Below are 15,134 nucleotides of genomic sequence, written 5' to 3'. Positions count from 1 at the left end.
TTATAGTTTATGTTGTAGGGTGAGAATAATGTTTGTATGTATTTGCCATGCTGTATCGGATAAAACCATTAAGCAGCTTGTGAATCAACAAGGCGTGACTAGCATTCGCGAACTGCGTCGGCTCACTCCGCTGGGTTCACAGTGTGGTAAATGTGTGCGTCAGGCCAAAGAGGTGATTCACAATCAGGTGCAAGTGATTACGTTACAGCAAGCGAGCTAACTCAGGAGTACTGAGTAAAATTTGACAGCCTCCTTATGGGTTCTACAGTTGATAAATAGAACCCATAAGGAGGCTTTTGCCATGAAAGGCGACCCAAAATCGATTGCGTTTTTAAATACCGTGCTCGGCAATGAACTTATTGCCATCAACCAGTACTTCCTTCATGCACGTATGTTCAAAGACTGGGGCTTAAAAGTCATTGCTCATAAAGAATATGAAGAGTCGATTGATGAGATGAAGCACGCGGACAAGTTGATTGAGCGCATCTTGTTCTTAGAAGGGATGCCGAACTTACAAGATTTAGGTAAATTACGTATCGGCGAAGATACGCAAGAAATTTTTGAGTGTGACCTCGCGCTAGAGATGCAGGCACACGAAGACTTGAAAGAAGCCATTGCCTACACCGAAAGCATACGCGATTACGTCTCGCGAGATTTGTTCCAGTATATTCTCGATGATGAGGAAGAACACATTGATTGGCTGGAGACTCAGCTAGGTCTGATTGAGAAAGTGGGACTCGAAAATTATAACCAAGCGCAGATGATTGAAGATGCGAGCGATAAAGACTAAGGCGAGGCTTACGCTATCGCGGTAGATGAACGCACCCCATGGGTGCGTTTTTGTTTGGGCTTATTTTTTAACCAAGACTTGCAATAGGGTGCGGCATCGGTATAATGCTGCGCACTGCTTAAGTCTTCGGACTTCCGACGCAGTTGTGAACCAATGAGCATCGAGGAATGGAACAGTAAACTGTTCGTTTAATGTATACTCCGCTTATGTTCGCAGTCATAATATAATGGCTGACAATGTGCCTAATTTTGGCACTACGGTTTCACATAAATTAATCGGCATTCCCTCGCTCTAGTGAGGTAGAATGGCGATATTGTTTGTGTAAAAATTTTTGAATTTGGAGCTCTGTCTCATGCAGAACCAACGTATCCGTATCCGCCTAAAGGCGTTCGATCATCGCTTGATCGATCAGTCTACCGCGGAAATCGTTGAAACCGCTAAGCGCACTGGCGCACAGGTTAAGGGTCCAATCCCTCTACCTACTCGTAAAGAGCGCTTCACCGTTCTTATTTCTCCGCACGTAAACAAAGACGCACGTGACCAGTACGAGATTCGTACTCACAAACGTCTGATCGACATCGTTGAGCCAACAGACAAGACTGTTGACGCTCTGATGCGTCTTGACCTTGCTGCGGGCGTTGATGTTCAAATCAGCCTGGGCTAAGGGGGAGTAGATAATGATTGGTCTAGTCGGTCGTAAAGTCGGTATGACTCGTATCTTCAACGAAGATGGCGTATCTATCCCGGTAACCGTAGTTGAAGTTGAAGCGAACCGTGTTGCTCAGGTGCGTAAGCCTGAAGTTGACGGTTATGCCGCAATTCAAGTTACTACAGGCGCGAAGAAAGCAAACCGTGTAAACAAGGCACAAGCTGGCCACTTTGCGAAAGCAGGTGTTGAAGCGGGCCGCGGTCTGTGGGAATTCCGTCTGGAAAATGGTGAAGAGTTCGAAGTTGGCGCTGAGCTAAACGTTGATCTATTCGCTGAAATCAAAAAAGTAGACGTTACTGGCACGTCAAAAGGTAAGGGCTTCCAAGGCGGCGTTAAGCGTTGGAACTTCCGTACTCAAGACATGAGCCACGGTAACTCTTTGTCTCACCGTGCTCCTGGTTCTATCGGTCAATGTCAGACTCCAGGTCGCGTATTCAAAGGCAAAAAAATGGCAGGTCACATGGGTGCTGAGCGTGTAACGACTCAAAACCTAGAGATCGTACGTGTTGACACTGAGCGCAATCTGCTTCTTATCAAAGGTGCAGTCCCAGGTGCTACAGGTGGCAACGTGATCGTTAAACCAGCCGTTAAAGCGTAACGTCGAGGAGATAGTAATGGAATTGGTAGTCAAAGGCGCCGACGCGCTAACTGTTTCCGAAACTACCTTCGGGCGTGAATTCAACGAAGCCCTGGTTCACCAGGTAGTCGTTGCATACGCAGCTGGTGCCCGTCAAGGTACTCGCGCTCAGAAAACTCGTTCAGACGTATCTGGTGGCGGTGCTAAGCCATGGCGTCAGAAGGGTACTGGTCGCGCCCGTGCAGGTACAATCCGCAGCCCAATCTGGCGCAGCGGTGGTGTCACTTTCGCAGCTCGTCCTCAGGACCACAGCCAGAAAGTTAACAAAAAGATGTACCGTGGTGCTCTGAAGAGCATTCTGTCAGAGCTAGTTCGTCAAGAGCGTTTGATCGTTGTTGATAACTTCTCTGTTGAAGCACCAAAAACTAAAGAGCTTGTCGCTAAGCTGAAAGAGCTTGAGCTGAACGACGCTCTGATCGTAACTGCAGAAGTTGATGAGAATCTGTTCCTTGCTGCACGTAACCTGTACAAGGTTGACGTACGCGATGCAGGTACCATCGACCCAGTTAGCTTGATCGCTTTCGACAAAGTCGTGATGACTGCTGAAGCAGTTAAACAAGTTGAGGAGATGCTGGCATGATCACTGAAGAGCGTATCCTAAAAGTTCTGCGTGCTCCGCACATCTCTGAAAAAGCAACGATGGCTGCTGAAAGCGCGAACACTATCGTGTTTAAAGTAGCTAAAGAAGCAACTAAGAAAGAGATCAAAGCGGCAGTTGAAAAACTGTTCGAAGTTGAAGTTAAGTCTGTTCGTACCCTAGTAGTTAAGGGTAAGACCAAACGTCAAGGTATGCGCGAAGGTCGCCGTAGCGATTGGAAAAAAGCGTACGTTATCTTGAAAGAAGGTCAGGACATCGACTTCGTTGGCGGCGCAGAGTAAGACGGAGGAGTAACAGCAAATGGCTATTATCAAATGTAAGCCGACTTCACCGGGTCGTCGTCACCTTGTTAAAGTGGTTAACCCAGATCTTTATAAGGGCAAGCCATACGCACCACTACTAGAGAAAAACTCTAAGTCTGGTGGTCGTAATAACAACGGTCGAATCACAGTGCGTCATATCGGTGGTGGTCACAAACATCATTACCGTGTAATTGACTTCAAACGTACTAAAGACGGTATCCCAGCGAAAGTTGAGCGTCTTGAATACGATCCAAACCGCAGTGCAAACATCGCGCTTGTACTTTATGCGGATGGTGAACGTCGTTACATCATTGCACCTAAAGGCCTAAAAGCCGGTGATCAGATCCAATCTGGTGCAGATGCAGCTATCAAGGTAGGTAACACCCTGCCAATGCGTAACATCCCAGTGGGTTCTACTATCCACAACATCGAGCTGAAACCTGGTAAAGGCGCCCAGCTTGCACGTTCTGCGGGTGCTTATGCTCAGATCGTTGCTCGTGACGGTGCATATGTCACACTCCGCCTGCGCAGCGGTGAAATGCGTAAAGTTCTTGCTGAAGGTCGTGCGACCCTAGGCGAAGTGGGTAATTCAGAGCACATGCTACGCGAACTGGGTAAAGCCGGTGCGTCACGCTGGAAAGGCGTACGTCCAAGCGTACGTGGTGTTGCAATGAACCCAGTTGACCACCCACACGGTGGTGGTGAAGGCCGTACCTCAGGTGGTCGTCACCCAGTATCACCTTGGGGTATGCCAACTAAAGGCTTCAAGACCCGTAAGAACAAACGTACCGACAAGTACATCGTACGTCGTCGTAACAAGTAATTATTATCAGAGGATAAGCTATGCCACGTTCTCTCAAGAAAGGTCCTTTTATTGACCTGCACTTGCTGAAGAAGGTAGAGAAAGCGGTGGAAAGCGGTGACAAGAAGCCTTTAAAGACTTGGTCCCGTCGTTCAATGATCATCCCACAGATGATCGGATTGACCATCGCTGTCCATAATGGTCGTCAGCATGTACCCGTTTTCGTTTCTGAAGAAATGATCGGTCACAAGCTGGGCGAGTTTGCACCAACACGTACTTATCGCGGCCACGCTGCTGATAAGAAAGCTAAGAAGCGTTAAGGGGTAAGAAATGGAAGCTATTGCTAAACATCGCTTTGCTCGTATCTCGCCTCAAAAAGCACGTTTGGTTGCGGATCAAGTGCGCGGTAAAGACGTAGCACAAGCACTAGAAATTCTGACTTTCAGCAACAAAAAAGCGGCTGATCTGGTTAAGAAAGTGTTGGAATCTGCTATTGCAAACGCCGAGCATAACGAAGGTGCGGATATCGACGATCTAAGCGTCGCCAAAGTCTTCGTTGATGAAGGCCCAATCATGAAGCGTATTATGCCTCGTGCAAAAGGCCGTGCCGATCGCATCTTGAAGCGTTCTAGCCACATCACTGTTGTTGTAGCAGACCGCTAAGAGACGAGGAGATAAAGCAATGGGTCAAAAAGTACATCCTAATGGTATTCGTCTAGGCATCGTAAAGCCTTGGAATTCCACTTGGTTTGCTAATAACCAAGATTTCGCTGACAACCTAGACGGCGACTTTAAGGTACGTCAGTTCTTGACTAACGAACTGAAAAAAGCGTCAGTATCTCGCATCGTTATCGAGCGCCCTGCCAAGAGCATCCGTGTGACCATTCACACTGCACGCCCTGGTGTGGTTATCGGTAAGAAAGGCGAAGACGTTGAGAAGCTACGCGCACATGTTGCGAAACTAGCCGGTGTACCAGCGCAAATCAACATCGCTGAAGTACGTAAGCCAGAGCTGGACGCACAACTTGTTGGCGACAGCATCGCTTCTCAGCTAGAGCGCCGTGTTATGTTCCGTCGTGCGATGAAGCGCGCGGTACAAAACGCAATGCGTCTAGGTGCCAAAGGTATCAAAGTAGAAGTAAGCGGCCGTCTTGGCGGTGCTGAAATTGCTCGTACCGAGTGGTACCGTGAAGGCCGTGTGCCACTGCACACACTTCGTGCTGACATTGATTACGCAACTTCTTCTGCTCACACCACCTACGGTGTTATCGGCATTAAAACCTGGATCTTCAAAGGTGAAGTTCTAGGCGGAATGGCTGAAGTGGAGCAAAAGGCTGACAAGCCGAAGAAGCAGCGTAAAGGCCGTAAGTAAGGAGTCTATCGATGCTTCAACCAAAACGTACTAAGTTCCGCAAGACTTTTAAAGGTCGTAACCGCGGTCTGGCGCACGGTACTGACGTAAGCTTCGGTACCTATGGCCTGAAAGCTGTTGGTCGCGGTCGTATCACTGCGCGTCAAATTGAGGCGGCTCGTCGTGCGATGACTCGTCACATTAAACGTCAGGGTCAAATCTGGATCCGTATCTTCCCAGACAAACCAATTACTGGTAAGCCGTTGGAAGTTCGTATGGGTAAGGGTAAAGGTTCAGTAGATTACTGGGTTGCCCAAATCCAACCAGGTAAAGTCCTGTACGAAATGGATGGTGTTCCTGAATCACTGGCTCGCGAAGCGTTTGAACTGGCTTCACGTAAGCTACCGATCAAAACCACTTTCGTAACTAAGGCGGTGATGTGATGAAAGCACAAGAACTACGTGAAAAGACTGTTGAGCAGCTGAACGAAGAGCTGATGGGTCTGCTGCGTGAGCAGTTTAACCTGCGCATGCAAGCGGCTACTGGCCAGCTTCAGCAAACTCACACTCTTAAAGCTGTTCGTCGCGATATCGCACGTGTTAAAACCGTATTGACTGAGAAGGCTAGCGCATAATGAGCGAGAACATCCGCACTCAGCAAGGTCGCGTTGTCAGCGACAAAGGCGATAAGACTATCGTTGTTGCTATCGAGCGTTTTGTGAAACACCCTATCTACGGTAAGTACATCAAGCGCACGACCAAGCTGCACGTTCACGATGAATCTAACGAGTGTAACCAAGGTGACACTGTAGAAGTTCGTGAGTGTCGTCCAATCTCTAAGACTAAGTCTTGGACATTGGTTCGCGTTGTTGAAAAAGCGCGCATCTAAGCGATTTTTCAAACAATATAAGTCAAACGGCTCTCATTTGGGGGGCCGTTTATTTTTTTATCTACCCATCCGGTCAAAATAGTGTTATTATTCGCCGCCCTTGTAATAAGGCAGCCCGACCCGAGATGGGTCTAGATGTAATAACAGCGGAGCACTAACAATGATCCAAATGCAAAGTATGCTGGACGCAGCCGATAACTCCGGCGCTCGCAGTGTAATGTGTATTAAGGTTCTGGGTGGCTCTCACCGTCGTTACGCCCATGTTGGCGACATCATCAAAGTTACCGTTAAGGAAGCAATTCCACGCGGTAAAGTGAAAAAAGGTGATGTGCTTAAGGCGGTGGTAGTTCGCACCCGTAAAGGCGTACGTCGTCCAGACGGCTCTGTCATTCGCTTCGACCGTAATGCTTGCGTGTTGTTGAACAACACGAACGAGCAACCAGTCGGCACACGTATCTTTGGCCCTGTGACACGCGAACTTCGTACTGAAAAGTTCATGAAGATTGTGTCTCTGGCGCCTGAAGTTCTGTAAGGAGCGATCTCATGGCAGCTAAAATCCGTCGTAACGACGAAGTTATCGTTCTTGTCGGTAAAGACAAAGGCAAGAAAGGTAAAGTATCTAAGGTTCTACCGACCGGTAAAGTTATCGTTGAAGGTATTAACCTCGTTAAGAAACACCAGAAGCCTGTACCGGCTCTGGGCGTTCAAGGTGGCATCGTAGAAAAAGAAGCCGCTATTGACGTTTCAAACGTGGCAATCTTTAACGCAGCAGCTGGTAAAGGTGACCGTGTAGGCTTCCGATTTGAAGACGGCAAAAAAGTACGTTTTTTCAAATCGACTGGCGAAACTATTAAGTAATTCTGGAGTAGTACAATGGCGAAACTGCATGATTACTACAAAGAGACCGTTGTAGCTGAGCTTTCTAAGCAATTTGGCTACAAGAGCATCATGCAAGTCCCAAGGATCGAAAAGATCACCCTTAACATGGGTGTGGGCGAAGCTCTGAACGACAAAAAACTGCTTGAAAATGCAGCTGCTGATATGACCGCGATTTCTGGTCAAAAGCCGCTGATCACCAAAGCACGTAAGTCAGTTGCAGGCTTTAAGATCCGTGAGGGCTACCCGATTGGTTGTAAAGTAACCCTACGTGGCGAGCGTATGTGGGACTTCTTTGAGCGTCTAATCGCAATCGCAGTTCCTCGTATCCGTGACTTCCGTGGTCTGAACCCGAAAGCGTTCGACGGTCGCGGTAACTACAGCATGGGCGTTCGCGAGCAAATCATCTTCCCTGAGATTGACTACGATAAAGTCGATCGTATCCGTGGTCTTGATATTACTATCACTACCACTGCAGGTACTGATGAGGAAGGTCGAGCTCTGCTGGCTGCCTTTAACTTCCCATTCCGTAAGTAAGGTGAAGGGTTACTGTTATGGCTAAAAAATCCATGAAAGCACGCGATGTAAAGCGTGCGAAGCTCGCAGCCCGTTACGCTGAAAAGCGTGATAACCTGCGTGCGATCATTAAGAATGTAAACACGTCAGACGAAGAGCGTTGGGACGCAGTCCTGAAGCTTCAGTCGCTACCACGTGATTCTGCGAAGTCTCGTCAGCGTAACCGCTGTAACCAGACTGGTCGTCCACATGGCTACCTACGCAAATTCGGCCTAAGCCGAATCAAGGTTCGTGAAGCTTGCATGAAAGGCGAGATTCCGGGTCTGCGTAAGGCAAGCTGGTAATTGAATCACGGGAGTAAAGACTTATGAGCATGCAAGATCCGATCTCGGATATGCTGACCCGCCTTCGCAACGGTCAGGCAGCAAAAAAAGTTGCTGTAAAAATGCCTTCGTCAAAGCTGAAAGTGGCAATTGCTGAGCTACTAAAAGCAGAAGGTTACGTGGCTGAGTACGCTGTAAGTGGCGATGCCAAGCCTGAACTGGAAGTGACGTTGAAATACTTCGAATCTAAACCAGTTATCGAGCAAATCCAACGTGTTAGCCGTCCAGGTCTGCGCATCTACAAAAAGAAAGATGAGCTTCCTTCTGTGATGGGTGGCCTTGGTATTGCAGTTGTTTCAACTTCGAAAGGTTTGATGACCGATCGCGCAGCTCGCAAAGCGGGTCTGGGCGGTGAAATCATCTGCTACGTAGCGTAATAAGGAGTAGGAAATGTCTCGTGTTGCAAAAGCACCTGTCGTAGTTCCTGCCGGCGTAGAGGTGAAACTTAACGGTCAGGACATCACTGTAAAAGGAAGCAAAGGCGAACTAAGCCGTACGCTTCACGATATGGTGAAAGTAAACCAAGAAGACAACACCATTACCTTTGCACCAAGTGTAGAGCACGCTAAAGCATGGGCTCATGCTGGTACTGCCCGCGCACTGGTTAACAGCATGGTTGTTGGTGTGACAGAAGGCTTTACCAAGAAGCTAATCCTGAAGGGTGTTGGTTACCGTGCAACTGTTGCGGGTAACAAACTTAACCTGACACTTGGCTTCTCTCACCCAGTAGAACACGTTCTACCTGAGGGTATTAAGGCAGAGTGCCCAAGCCAAACTGAAATTGTTATCAGCGGTGCTGATAAACAAGCGGTTGGCCAGGTCGCTGCTGAAATCCGCGCATACCGCAAGCCAGAGCCTTACAAAGGCAAAGGCGTTCGTTACTCTGACGAAGTTGTGCGTACTAAAGAAGCTAAGAAGAAGTAAGGTAACACTATGGATAAGAAAGCATCTCGTATCCGTCGTGCGACCAAAGCACGACGCAAGATCGCGGAAATGGGTGCGACTCGCCTGGTGGTACACCGTACTCCACGTCATGTGTACGCACAGGTTATCGCTGGTAACGGCGCGGAAGTCATCGCCGCCGCTTCTACCGTAGAAAAAGCGATCCGTGAACAAGTTAAGAGCACCGGTAACAAAGACGCCGCAGCAGCAGTAGGTAAAATCATTGCTGAGCGTGCGAAGGAAAAAGGCATCGAAGCTGTTGCTTTTGACCGTTCCGGTTTCCAATACCACGGCCGTGTGGCTGCACTGGCAGATGCTGCCCGTGAAGCTGGTCTGAAATTCTAAGGTAGGTGGAAGATGGCTAACGATAAACAACAAAGTGATTTGCATGAAAAGCTGATCGCTGTAAACCGTGTATCTAAAACGGTTAAAGGTGGTCGCATCTTTACCTTCACCGCCCTGACTGTGGTTGGTGATGGTAACGGTCGCGTTGGTTTCGGTTACGGTAAAGCCCGTGAAGTACCAGCAGCGATTCAGAAATCAATGGAAAAAGCGCGCCGTAACATGATTACTGTAGCGCTGAAAGACGGTACTCTTCACCACGCTGTTAAAGGCCGCCACACTGGTTCTAAAGTGTACATGCAGCCAGCATCAGAAGGTACGGGTATCATCGCCGGTGGTGCGATGCGTGCTGTGCTTGAGGTTGCGGGCGTTCAAGACGTTCTGGCCAAAGCATACGGTTCTACCAACCCAATCAACATCGTTCGTGCAACGATCGATGGTCTGGGTGGTATGAAGTCTCCAGAGATGGTAGCTGCTAAGCGTGGCATGCCTGTTAACGAAATTCTGGGGTAATACGACATGGCTAAGACAATTAAAGTAACACAGACTCGTAGCGCTATCGGCCGTTTGCCGAAGCACAAAGCGACCCTGCGTGGCTTGGGCCTACGTCGCATCAACCACACTGTTGAACTTGAAGATACTCCGTGCGTGCGCGGTATGATCAATCAAGTCAACTACATGGTTAAAGTGGAGGAGTAATCACATGCGTTTGAATACTCTATCTCCGGCTGCAGGCTCAAAGCCTTCTGCTAAGCGTGTAGGCCGTGGTATTGGTTCAGGTCTGGGTAAAACTGGTGGCCGCGGTCACAAAGGTCAGAAATCACGTTCAGGTGGTTCTGTACGCCCAGGTTTCGAAGGCGGTCAAATGCCTTTGAAACAGCGTCTGCCAAAATTTGGTTTTACATCGCGCAAGAGCCTAACTTCTGCTGAAGTTCGCCTAAGCGAACTAGCAAAAGTTGAAGGTGACGTGGTAAGCCTAGAGTCACTAAAAGCAGCGAACGTTATTGCACAAGACACCCGTACGGCGAAAATCGTACTGTCTGGTGAAATCGCTCGCGCTGTGACTGTTAAAGGTGTTCGTGTCACTAAAGGCGCTAAAGCGGCAATCGAAGCTGCAGGCGGTAAAATCGAGGAATAATTTAGCTCGAGGACGAGGTACAGATGGCAAAACAACCAGGACAAAACTTCAGTAGTGCAAAAGGCGGGATCGCGGAGCTGAAAAGCCGTCTACTTTTTGTAGCTATGGCATTATTGGTATTCCGTGCCGGCTCTTTTGTGCCAATTCCTGGTATTGACGCTGCTGTACTTGCCGATCTGTTCGAACAGCAACAAGGGACCATCATTGACTTGGTAAACATGTTCTCTGGTGGTGCCCTTGAGCGTGCTTCGATACTGGCACTGGGGATCATGCCGTACATCTCGGCATCGATCATTGTCCAGTTACTGTCAGTGGTTCACCCCGCGTTAGCGGAGTTGAAGAAAGAGGGCGAATCTGGCCGTCGTAAGATAAGCCAGTACACCCGCTACGGCACGCTTGTGTTGGCAACCTTCCAAGCAATTGGAATTGCGACCGGGTTACCAAGTATGATGCCAGGTCTGGTGATTAATCCAGGTCCTGCTTTTTACTTTACTGCGGTAGTCAGTTTGGTCACAGGCACCATGTTCTTGATGTGGTTGGGTGAACAAATTACCGAACGCGGTATTGGTAATGGTATCTCGCTGATTATTTTCACCGGGATTGTCGCAGGTCTGCCACCGGCAATTGGACAGACAATAGAGCAAGCGCGTCAAGGCGACATGTCTCCGCTTCTCTTGCTAGGTATTGCTGTTATCGCGTTGGCGGTAATCTACTTTGTGGTCTTCATGGAGCGTGGTCAACGTCGTATCGTCGTTAACTATGCGAAGCGCCAACAAGGTCGTCGTGTCTTTGCAGCGCAAAGCACGCACTTGCCACTGAAAATTAACATGGCAGGGGTTATCCCAGCGATCTTTGCATCAAGTATTATTTTGTTCCCTGGCACACTTGCTAACTGGTTTGGTAAGGGTGATCAGACAAGCTGGCTGACCGACGTGTCTTTGGCACTAAGTCCTGGCCAACCGGCTTACGTAATACTTTATGCGGCGGCGATTATCTTCTTCTGCTTTTTCTATACAGCGTTGGTGTTTAACCCTCGTGAAACGGCAGATAACTTGAAGAAGTCAGGAGCGTTCGTACCTGGTATTCGCCCGGGTGAGCAGACTGCTAAATACATTGATAAAGTGATGACACGTTTGACCCTCGCGGGCGCCATGTACATTACCTTTATCTGTCTGATCCCCGAGTTCATGATGATTGCGTGGGATGTCCACTTCTACTTTGGTGGTACATCACTACTTATCGTAGTAGTCGTAATCATGGACTTTATGGCTCAAGTTCAGACTCATTTGATGTCTCAACAATATGAGTCCGTGTTGAAAAAAGCCAACCTTAAAGGCTACGGCCGCTAATAGGTTGTCTATTTACGGAGTTTAGCAATGAAAGTTCGTGCTTCCGTTAAGAAAATCTGCCGTAACTGTAAAGTGATCAAGCGTAACGGTGTCGTTCGCGTGATCTGCAGTGAGCCTAAGCACAAGCAGCGCCAAGGCTAATAGCAGAATATTTTTCTTGCAAAATGAGGTCAGGCTGGCTACATTAGCCAGCCCACCTTTTGTATGTGCAAAAGAAGTGGTTATGCCGCTGCGTATCCTCAACGGGCTCTGCAGCGGTTCTACTTGAAAAGTACTAGGAGTGAATAGTGGCCCGTATAGCAGGCATTAACATTCCTGATCAAAAGCACGCTGTAATCGCACTGACTGCGATTTACGGTGTCGGCAAAACTACCTCTCAGGCTATCCTAGCCGAAGCAGGTATTGCTGAAAGCACTAAGATCAGTGAACTATCAGAAGAGCAGATCGACCAGTTGCGTGACGGTGTAGCCAAGTACACTGTAGAAGGCGATCTACGTCGTGAAATTTCCATGAACATCAAGCGTCTTATGGACCTTGGCTGTTACCGCGGTTTGCGTCATCGTCGCAGCTTGCCACTTCGTGGTCAGCGTACGAAGACCAACGCACGTACCCGTAAGGGTCCGCGCAAACCGATCAAGAAATAATCGGGGTAGGTAAGTACTATGGCTAAACAACCAACTCGCGCACGTAAACGCGTACGCAAGCAAGTTGCTGATGGCGTTGCGCACATTCATGCGTCTTTCAACAACACAATCGTTACGATCACTGACCGTCAAGGCAACGCTCTAGCATGGGCTACTGCCGGTGGTTCAGGTTTCCGTGGTTCTCGTAAGTCGACTCCATATGCTGCACAGGTTGCTGCAGAGCGTTGTGGTGAGATGGCGAAAGAATACGGCCTGAAAAACCTCGAAGTGATGGTTAAAGGTCCAGGTCCAGGCCGCGAATCTACTATTCGTGCCCTGAACGCGGCGGGCTTCCGCATCACTAACATTGTTGATGCGACTCCGATCCCGCACAACGGTTGTCGTCCACCTAAGAAACGCCGCGTTTAATCACGCTTAGTGCTGTTTCTTAGAATATTGGAGAAAGATCATGGCAAGATATTTGGGTCCTAAGCTGAAGCTTAGCCGTCGCGAAGGTACTGACTTGTTCCTTAAGTCAGGCGTACGCGCGATTGATACCAAGTGTAAAATTGATAACGTCCCAGGCGTTCACGGTCAGCGTCGCGGCCGTCTGTCTGACTATGGCGTTCAGCTTCGCGAGAAGCAAAAAGTACGTCGTATCTACGGCGTAATGGAAAAGCAGTTCCGTAACTACTATAAAGATGCTGCCCGTATTAAAGGTAACACAGGTGAAAACCTGCTTCAGCTTCTTGAAGGTCGCCTAGACAACGTAGTTTACCGCATGGGATTTGGTGCAACTCGCGCCGAAGCTCGCCAGCTGGTAAGCCACAAAGCGATCCTAGTTAACGGCAAAGTTGTTAACGTACCTTCTTTCAAGGTTTCGGCAAACGACGTTGTTAGCATTCGTGAGAAAGCTAAGAACCAAGCGCGCATCAAAGCAGCACTAGAAATCGCTGCACAGCGCGAGCTGCCAACTTGGATCGAAGTAGACAGCAAGAAGATGGAAGGCACATTCAAGCGCCTACCAGAGCGTTCTGATTTGTCTGCTGACATCAACGAACACCTGATCGTCGAGCTTTACTCTAAGTAAGGCTAAACTAAAGAGAGGACATAATGCAGGGTTCTGTAACAGAATTTCTTAAGCCGCGTCTGGTTGATATCGAACAAGTCAGCTCTACGCACGCAAAAGTAACTCTTGAACCTCTAGAGCGTGGCTTTGGCCATACTCTGGGGAATGCGCTACGTCGTATCCTACTTTCATCAATGCCAGGCTGTGCGGTGACGGAAGTTGAAATTGACGGCGTACTGCACGAGTACAGCACCAAAGAAGGGGTTCAGGAAGATATCCTGGAAATCCTACTTAACCTTAAAGGCCTAGCCGTTAAGGTTGAGGGTAAAGATGAAGTTATCCTTACTCTGACCAAGTCTGGTGCAGGCCCTGTTGTTGCAGGCGACATCACCCATGATGGTGGTGTTGAGATTGCGAACCCAGAACACGTTATCTGCCACCTGACTGATGCAAACGCTGAAATTAGCATGCGTATCAAGGTAGAACGTGGTCGTGGCTATGTACCAGCGTCTGCGCGCATTCACAGCGAAGACGACGAGCGTCCAATCGGCCGCTTGCTTGTTGATGCAACGTTCAGCCCAGTAGACCGTATTGCTTACAAAGTTGAAGCAGCACGTGTTGAACAGCGTACTGACCTCGACAAGCTTGTTATCGATATGGAAACTAACGGTACACTGGATCCTGAGGAAGCGATTCGCCGTGCAGCAACCATCCTAGCTGAACAGCTAGATGCGTTTGTTGACCTGCGAGACGTGCGCGTCCCTGAGGAGAAAGAAGAGAAGCCAGAGTTCGATCCGATCCTACTGCGTCCTGTAGACGATCTTGAACTAACTGTTCGCTCTGCCAACTGTTTGAAAGCAGAAGCGATTCACTATATCGGTGATCTGGTACAGCGTACTGAGGTTGAGCTTCTGAAAACGCCAAACCTTGGTAAGAAGTCTTTGACTGAAATTAAAGACGTGCTGGCTTCACGTGGTCTGTCTCTAGGCATGCGCCTAGAAAACTGGCCGCCAGCATCAATCGCTGAAGATTAATCAGATACTGATTATTTAGTTAGAAGGATTAGGTCATGCGCCATCGTAAGAGTGGTCGTCAACTCAATCGCAACAGCAGCCATCGTAAAGCGATGTTCAGCAACATGGCTAGCTCGCTGGTAACTCACGAAGTTATCAAAACAACTCTGCCTAAGGCAAAAGAGCTGCGTCGCGTCATTGAACCGTTGATTACCCTAGCTAAGAACGACAGTGTTGCTAACCGTCGTCTTGCATTCGCTCGTACTCGTAACGACGAAGTTGTAGCGAAGCTTTTCAATGAACTCGGCCCACGTTTTGCTTCACGTGCTGGCGGTTACACTCGCATTCTTAAATGCGGTGTTCGCTCAGGTGATAAAGCCCCTATGGCTTACATCGAGCTCGTTGATCGCCCAGAGCAAAAAGCTGAGGAAGCTGCAGAGTAATTCTTTACTCTTGCAGATAAGCTAGAAAAGCCAGGCCTAGTGCCTGGCTTTTTCTTTATCTATCTATCAGGTGTTTCGTCAATTCTTTAGCGCAACCCATCCGCTTTTATGCCCAACCATGCTTAATATAGGTATTAAAAGCGTCATTTAAGCTGTTTTCGTTGCTTATTCGCGCACAGTGCTCAAAAAGAGCACATTTGATAAAAAAGATGTGATTTAGTGTTGACGGGGGTCACAATTTCTATAGAATGCCGCCCTACTTAACGCCGACAACGCGTTAGGGGAGTCAAAAAGAGGTTTTGTTTTCGCCGGTTGGCATCAACAAAAAGATAAAATTTCTTCTTGACTTCATCGGCAAGGCGA

At 48.5% G+C, this 15,134-nt stretch carries 30 protein-coding genes; all 30 read left to right on the top strand.

Annotated elements, in window-relative coordinates; genetic code table 11:
- Positions 1 to 28 precede the first annotated feature (28 nt).
- The 30 genes from bfd (at position 29) to rplQ (ending at position 14,771) form a co-directional block, all read left to right on the top strand.
- Complete coding sequence (gene bfd / locus E8E00_RS12220) at positions 29 to 220, top strand: bacterioferritin-associated ferredoxin (protein WP_096630669.1); 192 nt, start codon at positions 29 to 31, stop codon at positions 218 to 220.
- An 81-nt stretch (positions 221 to 301) separates the two neighbouring features.
- The gene (bfr, locus tag E8E00_RS12215) at positions 302 to 790 is read left to right on the top strand and encodes a bacterioferritin (protein WP_077458530.1); all 489 of its coding nucleotides are present in this window, start codon (positions 302 to 304) and stop codon (positions 788 to 790) included.
- A gap of 352 nt (positions 791 to 1,142) precedes the next feature.
- A complete protein-coding gene (rpsJ, locus tag E8E00_RS12210) occupies positions 1,143 to 1,454 on the top strand; it encodes a 30S ribosomal protein S10 (protein WP_002541412.1) in 312 nt (103 codons plus the stop codon).
- 13 nt (positions 1,455 to 1,467) lie between these two features.
- On the top strand, positions 1,468 to 2,097 hold the full coding sequence (rplC, locus tag E8E00_RS12205) for a 50S ribosomal protein L3 (RefSeq protein WP_069590754.1): 630 nt from the start codon (positions 1,468 to 1,470) through the stop codon (positions 2,095 to 2,097).
- Between the two features lie 16 nt (positions 2,098 to 2,113).
- Positions 2,114 to 2,716: a 50S ribosomal protein L4 gene (gene rplD, locus E8E00_RS12200; protein ID WP_069590755.1), complete on the top strand. Its 603-nt coding sequence runs from the start codon at positions 2,114 to 2,116 to the stop codon at positions 2,714 to 2,716.
- Complete coding sequence (gene rplW / locus E8E00_RS12195) at positions 2,713 to 3,015, top strand: 50S ribosomal protein L23 (RefSeq protein WP_069590756.1); 303 nt, start codon at positions 2,713 to 2,715, stop codon at positions 3,013 to 3,015. The genes rplD and rplW overlap by 4 nt, the downstream gene beginning before the upstream one ends.
- A gap of 19 nt (positions 3,016 to 3,034) precedes the next feature.
- Positions 3,035 to 3,859, top strand: coding sequence for a 50S ribosomal protein L2 (gene rplB / locus E8E00_RS12190; protein WP_069590757.1), 825 nt, complete (start codon positions 3,035 to 3,037; stop codon positions 3,857 to 3,859).
- Between the two features lie 20 nt (positions 3,860 to 3,879).
- Positions 3,880 to 4,158: a 30S ribosomal protein S19 gene (gene rpsS, locus E8E00_RS12185; RefSeq protein ID WP_021024467.1), complete on the top strand. Its 279-nt coding sequence runs from the start codon at positions 3,880 to 3,882 to the stop codon at positions 4,156 to 4,158.
- 10 nt (positions 4,159 to 4,168) lie between these two features.
- Complete coding sequence (gene rplV / locus E8E00_RS12180) at positions 4,169 to 4,501, top strand: 50S ribosomal protein L22 (protein ID WP_069590759.1); 333 nt, start codon at positions 4,169 to 4,171, stop codon at positions 4,499 to 4,501.
- Between the two features lie 19 nt (positions 4,502 to 4,520).
- Positions 4,521 to 5,210 carry a 30S ribosomal protein S3 gene (gene rpsC, locus E8E00_RS12175; RefSeq protein ID WP_069590761.1) on the top strand — a complete coding sequence of 230 codons (690 nt, stop codon included), beginning with the start codon at positions 4,521 to 4,523 and terminating at the stop codon, positions 5,208 to 5,210.
- Positions 5,211 to 5,221: 11 nt separating this feature from the next.
- Entirely contained in the window at positions 5,222 to 5,632 is a 411-nt protein-coding gene (gene rplP / locus E8E00_RS12170; RefSeq protein ID WP_069590764.1) for a 50S ribosomal protein L16, read from the top strand.
- Positions 5,632 to 5,823 (top strand): 50S ribosomal protein L29, encoded by a 192-nt coding sequence (rpmC, locus tag E8E00_RS12165; RefSeq protein WP_069590766.1) that lies wholly within the window; start codon positions 5,632 to 5,634, stop codon positions 5,821 to 5,823. Before rplP ends, rpmC begins: the two co-directional genes overlap by 1 nt.
- The gene (gene rpsQ, locus E8E00_RS12160; RefSeq protein ID WP_069590768.1) at positions 5,823 to 6,077 is read left to right on the top strand and encodes a 30S ribosomal protein S17; all 255 of its coding nucleotides are present in this window, start codon (positions 5,823 to 5,825) and stop codon (positions 6,075 to 6,077) included. Before rpmC ends, rpsQ begins: the two co-directional genes overlap by 1 nt.
- Positions 6,078 to 6,237: 160 nt before the next feature.
- A complete protein-coding gene (gene rplN / locus E8E00_RS12155; RefSeq protein ID WP_069590770.1) occupies positions 6,238 to 6,609 on the top strand; it encodes a 50S ribosomal protein L14 in 372 nt (123 codons plus the stop codon).
- A gap of 11 nt (positions 6,610 to 6,620) precedes the next feature.
- Positions 6,621 to 6,935, top strand: coding sequence for a 50S ribosomal protein L24 (rplX, locus tag E8E00_RS12150; protein WP_069590772.1), 315 nt, complete (start codon positions 6,621 to 6,623; stop codon positions 6,933 to 6,935).
- A gap of 15 nt (positions 6,936 to 6,950) precedes the next feature.
- Positions 6,951 to 7,490 (top strand): 50S ribosomal protein L5, encoded by a 540-nt coding sequence (gene rplE / locus E8E00_RS12145; protein ID WP_069590782.1) that lies wholly within the window; start codon positions 6,951 to 6,953, stop codon positions 7,488 to 7,490.
- A gap of 17 nt (positions 7,491 to 7,507) precedes the next feature.
- Complete coding sequence (rpsN, locus tag E8E00_RS12140; RefSeq protein ID WP_069590785.1) at positions 7,508 to 7,813, top strand: 30S ribosomal protein S14; 306 nt, start codon at positions 7,508 to 7,510, stop codon at positions 7,811 to 7,813.
- Positions 7,814 to 7,836: 23 nt separating this feature from the next.
- Entirely contained in the window at positions 7,837 to 8,229 is a 393-nt protein-coding gene (gene rpsH, locus E8E00_RS12135) for a 30S ribosomal protein S8 (protein ID WP_069590786.1), read from the top strand.
- Between the two features lie 13 nt (positions 8,230 to 8,242).
- Entirely contained in the window at positions 8,243 to 8,776 is a 534-nt protein-coding gene (gene rplF / locus E8E00_RS12130; RefSeq protein WP_069590788.1) for a 50S ribosomal protein L6, read from the top strand.
- 9 nt (positions 8,777 to 8,785) lie between these two features.
- Positions 8,786 to 9,139, top strand: coding sequence for a 50S ribosomal protein L18 (gene rplR / locus E8E00_RS12125; protein ID WP_021024479.1), 354 nt, complete (start codon positions 8,786 to 8,788; stop codon positions 9,137 to 9,139).
- A 12-nt stretch (positions 9,140 to 9,151) separates the two neighbouring features.
- Positions 9,152 to 9,649 (top strand): 30S ribosomal protein S5, encoded by a 498-nt coding sequence (gene rpsE / locus E8E00_RS12120; RefSeq protein WP_069590790.1) that lies wholly within the window; start codon positions 9,152 to 9,154, stop codon positions 9,647 to 9,649.
- Positions 9,650 to 9,655: 6 nt separating this feature from the next.
- Entirely contained in the window at positions 9,656 to 9,835 is a 180-nt protein-coding gene (rpmD, locus tag E8E00_RS12115; RefSeq protein WP_069590791.1) for a 50S ribosomal protein L30, read from the top strand.
- 4 nt (positions 9,836 to 9,839) lie between these two features.
- Positions 9,840 to 10,274, top strand: coding sequence for a 50S ribosomal protein L15 (gene rplO, locus E8E00_RS12110; protein WP_069590793.1), 435 nt, complete (start codon positions 9,840 to 9,842; stop codon positions 10,272 to 10,274).
- Between the two features lie 23 nt (positions 10,275 to 10,297).
- A complete protein-coding gene (secY, locus tag E8E00_RS12105; protein WP_069590794.1) occupies positions 10,298 to 11,623 on the top strand; it encodes a preprotein translocase subunit SecY in 1,326 nt (441 codons plus the stop codon).
- A 27-nt stretch (positions 11,624 to 11,650) separates the two neighbouring features.
- Positions 11,651 to 11,764 (top strand): 50S ribosomal protein L36, encoded by a 114-nt coding sequence (gene rpmJ / locus E8E00_RS12100; protein WP_000868186.1) that lies wholly within the window; start codon positions 11,651 to 11,653, stop codon positions 11,762 to 11,764.
- Positions 11,765 to 11,910: 146 nt separating this feature from the next.
- The gene (gene rpsM / locus E8E00_RS12095; RefSeq protein ID WP_069590796.1) at positions 11,911 to 12,267 is read left to right on the top strand and encodes a 30S ribosomal protein S13; all 357 of its coding nucleotides are present in this window, start codon (positions 11,911 to 11,913) and stop codon (positions 12,265 to 12,267) included.
- A gap of 18 nt (positions 12,268 to 12,285) precedes the next feature.
- Complete coding sequence (gene rpsK, locus E8E00_RS12090; protein WP_069590798.1) at positions 12,286 to 12,675, top strand: 30S ribosomal protein S11; 390 nt, start codon at positions 12,286 to 12,288, stop codon at positions 12,673 to 12,675.
- Positions 12,676 to 12,715: 40 nt separating this feature from the next.
- Positions 12,716 to 13,336: a 30S ribosomal protein S4 gene (rpsD, locus tag E8E00_RS12085; RefSeq protein ID WP_069590800.1), complete on the top strand. Its 621-nt coding sequence runs from the start codon at positions 12,716 to 12,718 to the stop codon at positions 13,334 to 13,336.
- Between the two features lie 23 nt (positions 13,337 to 13,359).
- The gene (gene rpoA / locus E8E00_RS12080; RefSeq protein WP_069590802.1) at positions 13,360 to 14,349 is read left to right on the top strand and encodes a DNA-directed RNA polymerase subunit alpha; all 990 of its coding nucleotides are present in this window, start codon (positions 13,360 to 13,362) and stop codon (positions 14,347 to 14,349) included.
- A gap of 35 nt (positions 14,350 to 14,384) precedes the next feature.
- Positions 14,385 to 14,771 carry a 50S ribosomal protein L17 gene (gene rplQ, locus E8E00_RS12075; RefSeq protein ID WP_069590805.1) on the top strand — a complete coding sequence of 129 codons (387 nt, stop codon included), beginning with the start codon at positions 14,385 to 14,387 and terminating at the stop codon, positions 14,769 to 14,771.
- Positions 14,772 to 15,134: the final 363 nt, after the last annotated feature.

Source organism: Salinivibrio sp. YCSC6 (assembly GCF_004916735.1).
In the GTDB taxonomy this organism is placed as follows: Bacteria; Pseudomonadota; Gammaproteobacteria; order Enterobacterales; family Vibrionaceae; genus Salinivibrio; species Salinivibrio proteolyticus.
The sequence above is the reverse complement of the archived record's forward strand: the minus strand, read 5'-3'. Positions and strand labels throughout refer to the sequence as shown.

Excerpts from the sequence above, each read along its gene's own strand:
- bfd (WP_096630669.1), top strand. The coding sequence starts at position 29 with ATGTTTGTATGTATTTGCCATGCTGTATCGGATAAAACCATTAAGCAG.
- bfr (WP_077458530.1), top strand. The coding sequence starts at position 302 with ATGAAAGGCGACCCAAAATCGATTGCGTTTTTAAATACCGTGCTCGGC.
- rpsJ (WP_002541412.1), top strand. The coding sequence starts at position 1,143 with ATGCAGAACCAACGTATCCGTATCCGCCTAAAGGCGTTCGATCATCGC.
- rplC (WP_069590754.1), top strand. The coding sequence starts at position 1,468 with ATGATTGGTCTAGTCGGTCGTAAAGTCGGTATGACTCGTATCTTCAAC.
- rplD (WP_069590755.1), top strand. The coding sequence starts at position 2,114 with ATGGAATTGGTAGTCAAAGGCGCCGACGCGCTAACTGTTTCCGAAACT.
- rplW (WP_069590756.1), top strand. The coding sequence starts at position 2,713 with ATGATCACTGAAGAGCGTATCCTAAAAGTTCTGCGTGCTCCGCACATC.
- rplB (WP_069590757.1), top strand. The coding sequence starts at position 3,035 with ATGGCTATTATCAAATGTAAGCCGACTTCACCGGGTCGTCGTCACCTT.
- rpsS (WP_021024467.1), top strand. The coding sequence starts at position 3,880 with ATGCCACGTTCTCTCAAGAAAGGTCCTTTTATTGACCTGCACTTGCTG.
- rplV (WP_069590759.1), top strand. The coding sequence starts at position 4,169 with ATGGAAGCTATTGCTAAACATCGCTTTGCTCGTATCTCGCCTCAAAAA.
- rpsC (WP_069590761.1), top strand. The coding sequence starts at position 4,521 with ATGGGTCAAAAAGTACATCCTAATGGTATTCGTCTAGGCATCGTAAAG.
- rplP (WP_069590764.1), top strand. The coding sequence starts at position 5,222 with ATGCTTCAACCAAAACGTACTAAGTTCCGCAAGACTTTTAAAGGTCGT.
- rpmC (WP_069590766.1), top strand. The coding sequence starts at position 5,632 with ATGAAAGCACAAGAACTACGTGAAAAGACTGTTGAGCAGCTGAACGAA.
- rpsQ (WP_069590768.1), top strand. The coding sequence starts at position 5,823 with ATGAGCGAGAACATCCGCACTCAGCAAGGTCGCGTTGTCAGCGACAAA.
- rplN (WP_069590770.1), top strand. The coding sequence starts at position 6,238 with ATGATCCAAATGCAAAGTATGCTGGACGCAGCCGATAACTCCGGCGCT.
- rplX (WP_069590772.1), top strand. The coding sequence starts at position 6,621 with ATGGCAGCTAAAATCCGTCGTAACGACGAAGTTATCGTTCTTGTCGGT.
- rplE (WP_069590782.1), top strand. The coding sequence starts at position 6,951 with ATGGCGAAACTGCATGATTACTACAAAGAGACCGTTGTAGCTGAGCTT.
- rpsN (WP_069590785.1), top strand. The coding sequence starts at position 7,508 with ATGGCTAAAAAATCCATGAAAGCACGCGATGTAAAGCGTGCGAAGCTC.
- rpsH (WP_069590786.1), top strand. The coding sequence starts at position 7,837 with ATGAGCATGCAAGATCCGATCTCGGATATGCTGACCCGCCTTCGCAAC.
- rplF (WP_069590788.1), top strand. The coding sequence starts at position 8,243 with ATGTCTCGTGTTGCAAAAGCACCTGTCGTAGTTCCTGCCGGCGTAGAG.
- rplR (WP_021024479.1), top strand. The coding sequence starts at position 8,786 with ATGGATAAGAAAGCATCTCGTATCCGTCGTGCGACCAAAGCACGACGC.
- rpsE (WP_069590790.1), top strand. The coding sequence starts at position 9,152 with ATGGCTAACGATAAACAACAAAGTGATTTGCATGAAAAGCTGATCGCT.
- rpmD (WP_069590791.1), top strand. The coding sequence starts at position 9,656 with ATGGCTAAGACAATTAAAGTAACACAGACTCGTAGCGCTATCGGCCGT.
- rplO (WP_069590793.1), top strand. The coding sequence starts at position 9,840 with ATGCGTTTGAATACTCTATCTCCGGCTGCAGGCTCAAAGCCTTCTGCT.
- secY (WP_069590794.1), top strand. The coding sequence starts at position 10,298 with ATGGCAAAACAACCAGGACAAAACTTCAGTAGTGCAAAAGGCGGGATC.
- rpmJ (WP_000868186.1), top strand. The coding sequence starts at position 11,651 with ATGAAAGTTCGTGCTTCCGTTAAGAAAATCTGCCGTAACTGTAAAGTG.
- rpsK (WP_069590798.1), top strand. The coding sequence starts at position 12,286 with ATGGCTAAACAACCAACTCGCGCACGTAAACGCGTACGCAAGCAAGTT.
- rpsD (WP_069590800.1), top strand. The coding sequence starts at position 12,716 with ATGGCAAGATATTTGGGTCCTAAGCTGAAGCTTAGCCGTCGCGAAGGT.
- rpoA (WP_069590802.1), top strand. The coding sequence starts at position 13,360 with ATGCAGGGTTCTGTAACAGAATTTCTTAAGCCGCGTCTGGTTGATATC.
- rplQ (WP_069590805.1), top strand. The coding sequence starts at position 14,385 with ATGCGCCATCGTAAGAGTGGTCGTCAACTCAATCGCAACAGCAGCCAT.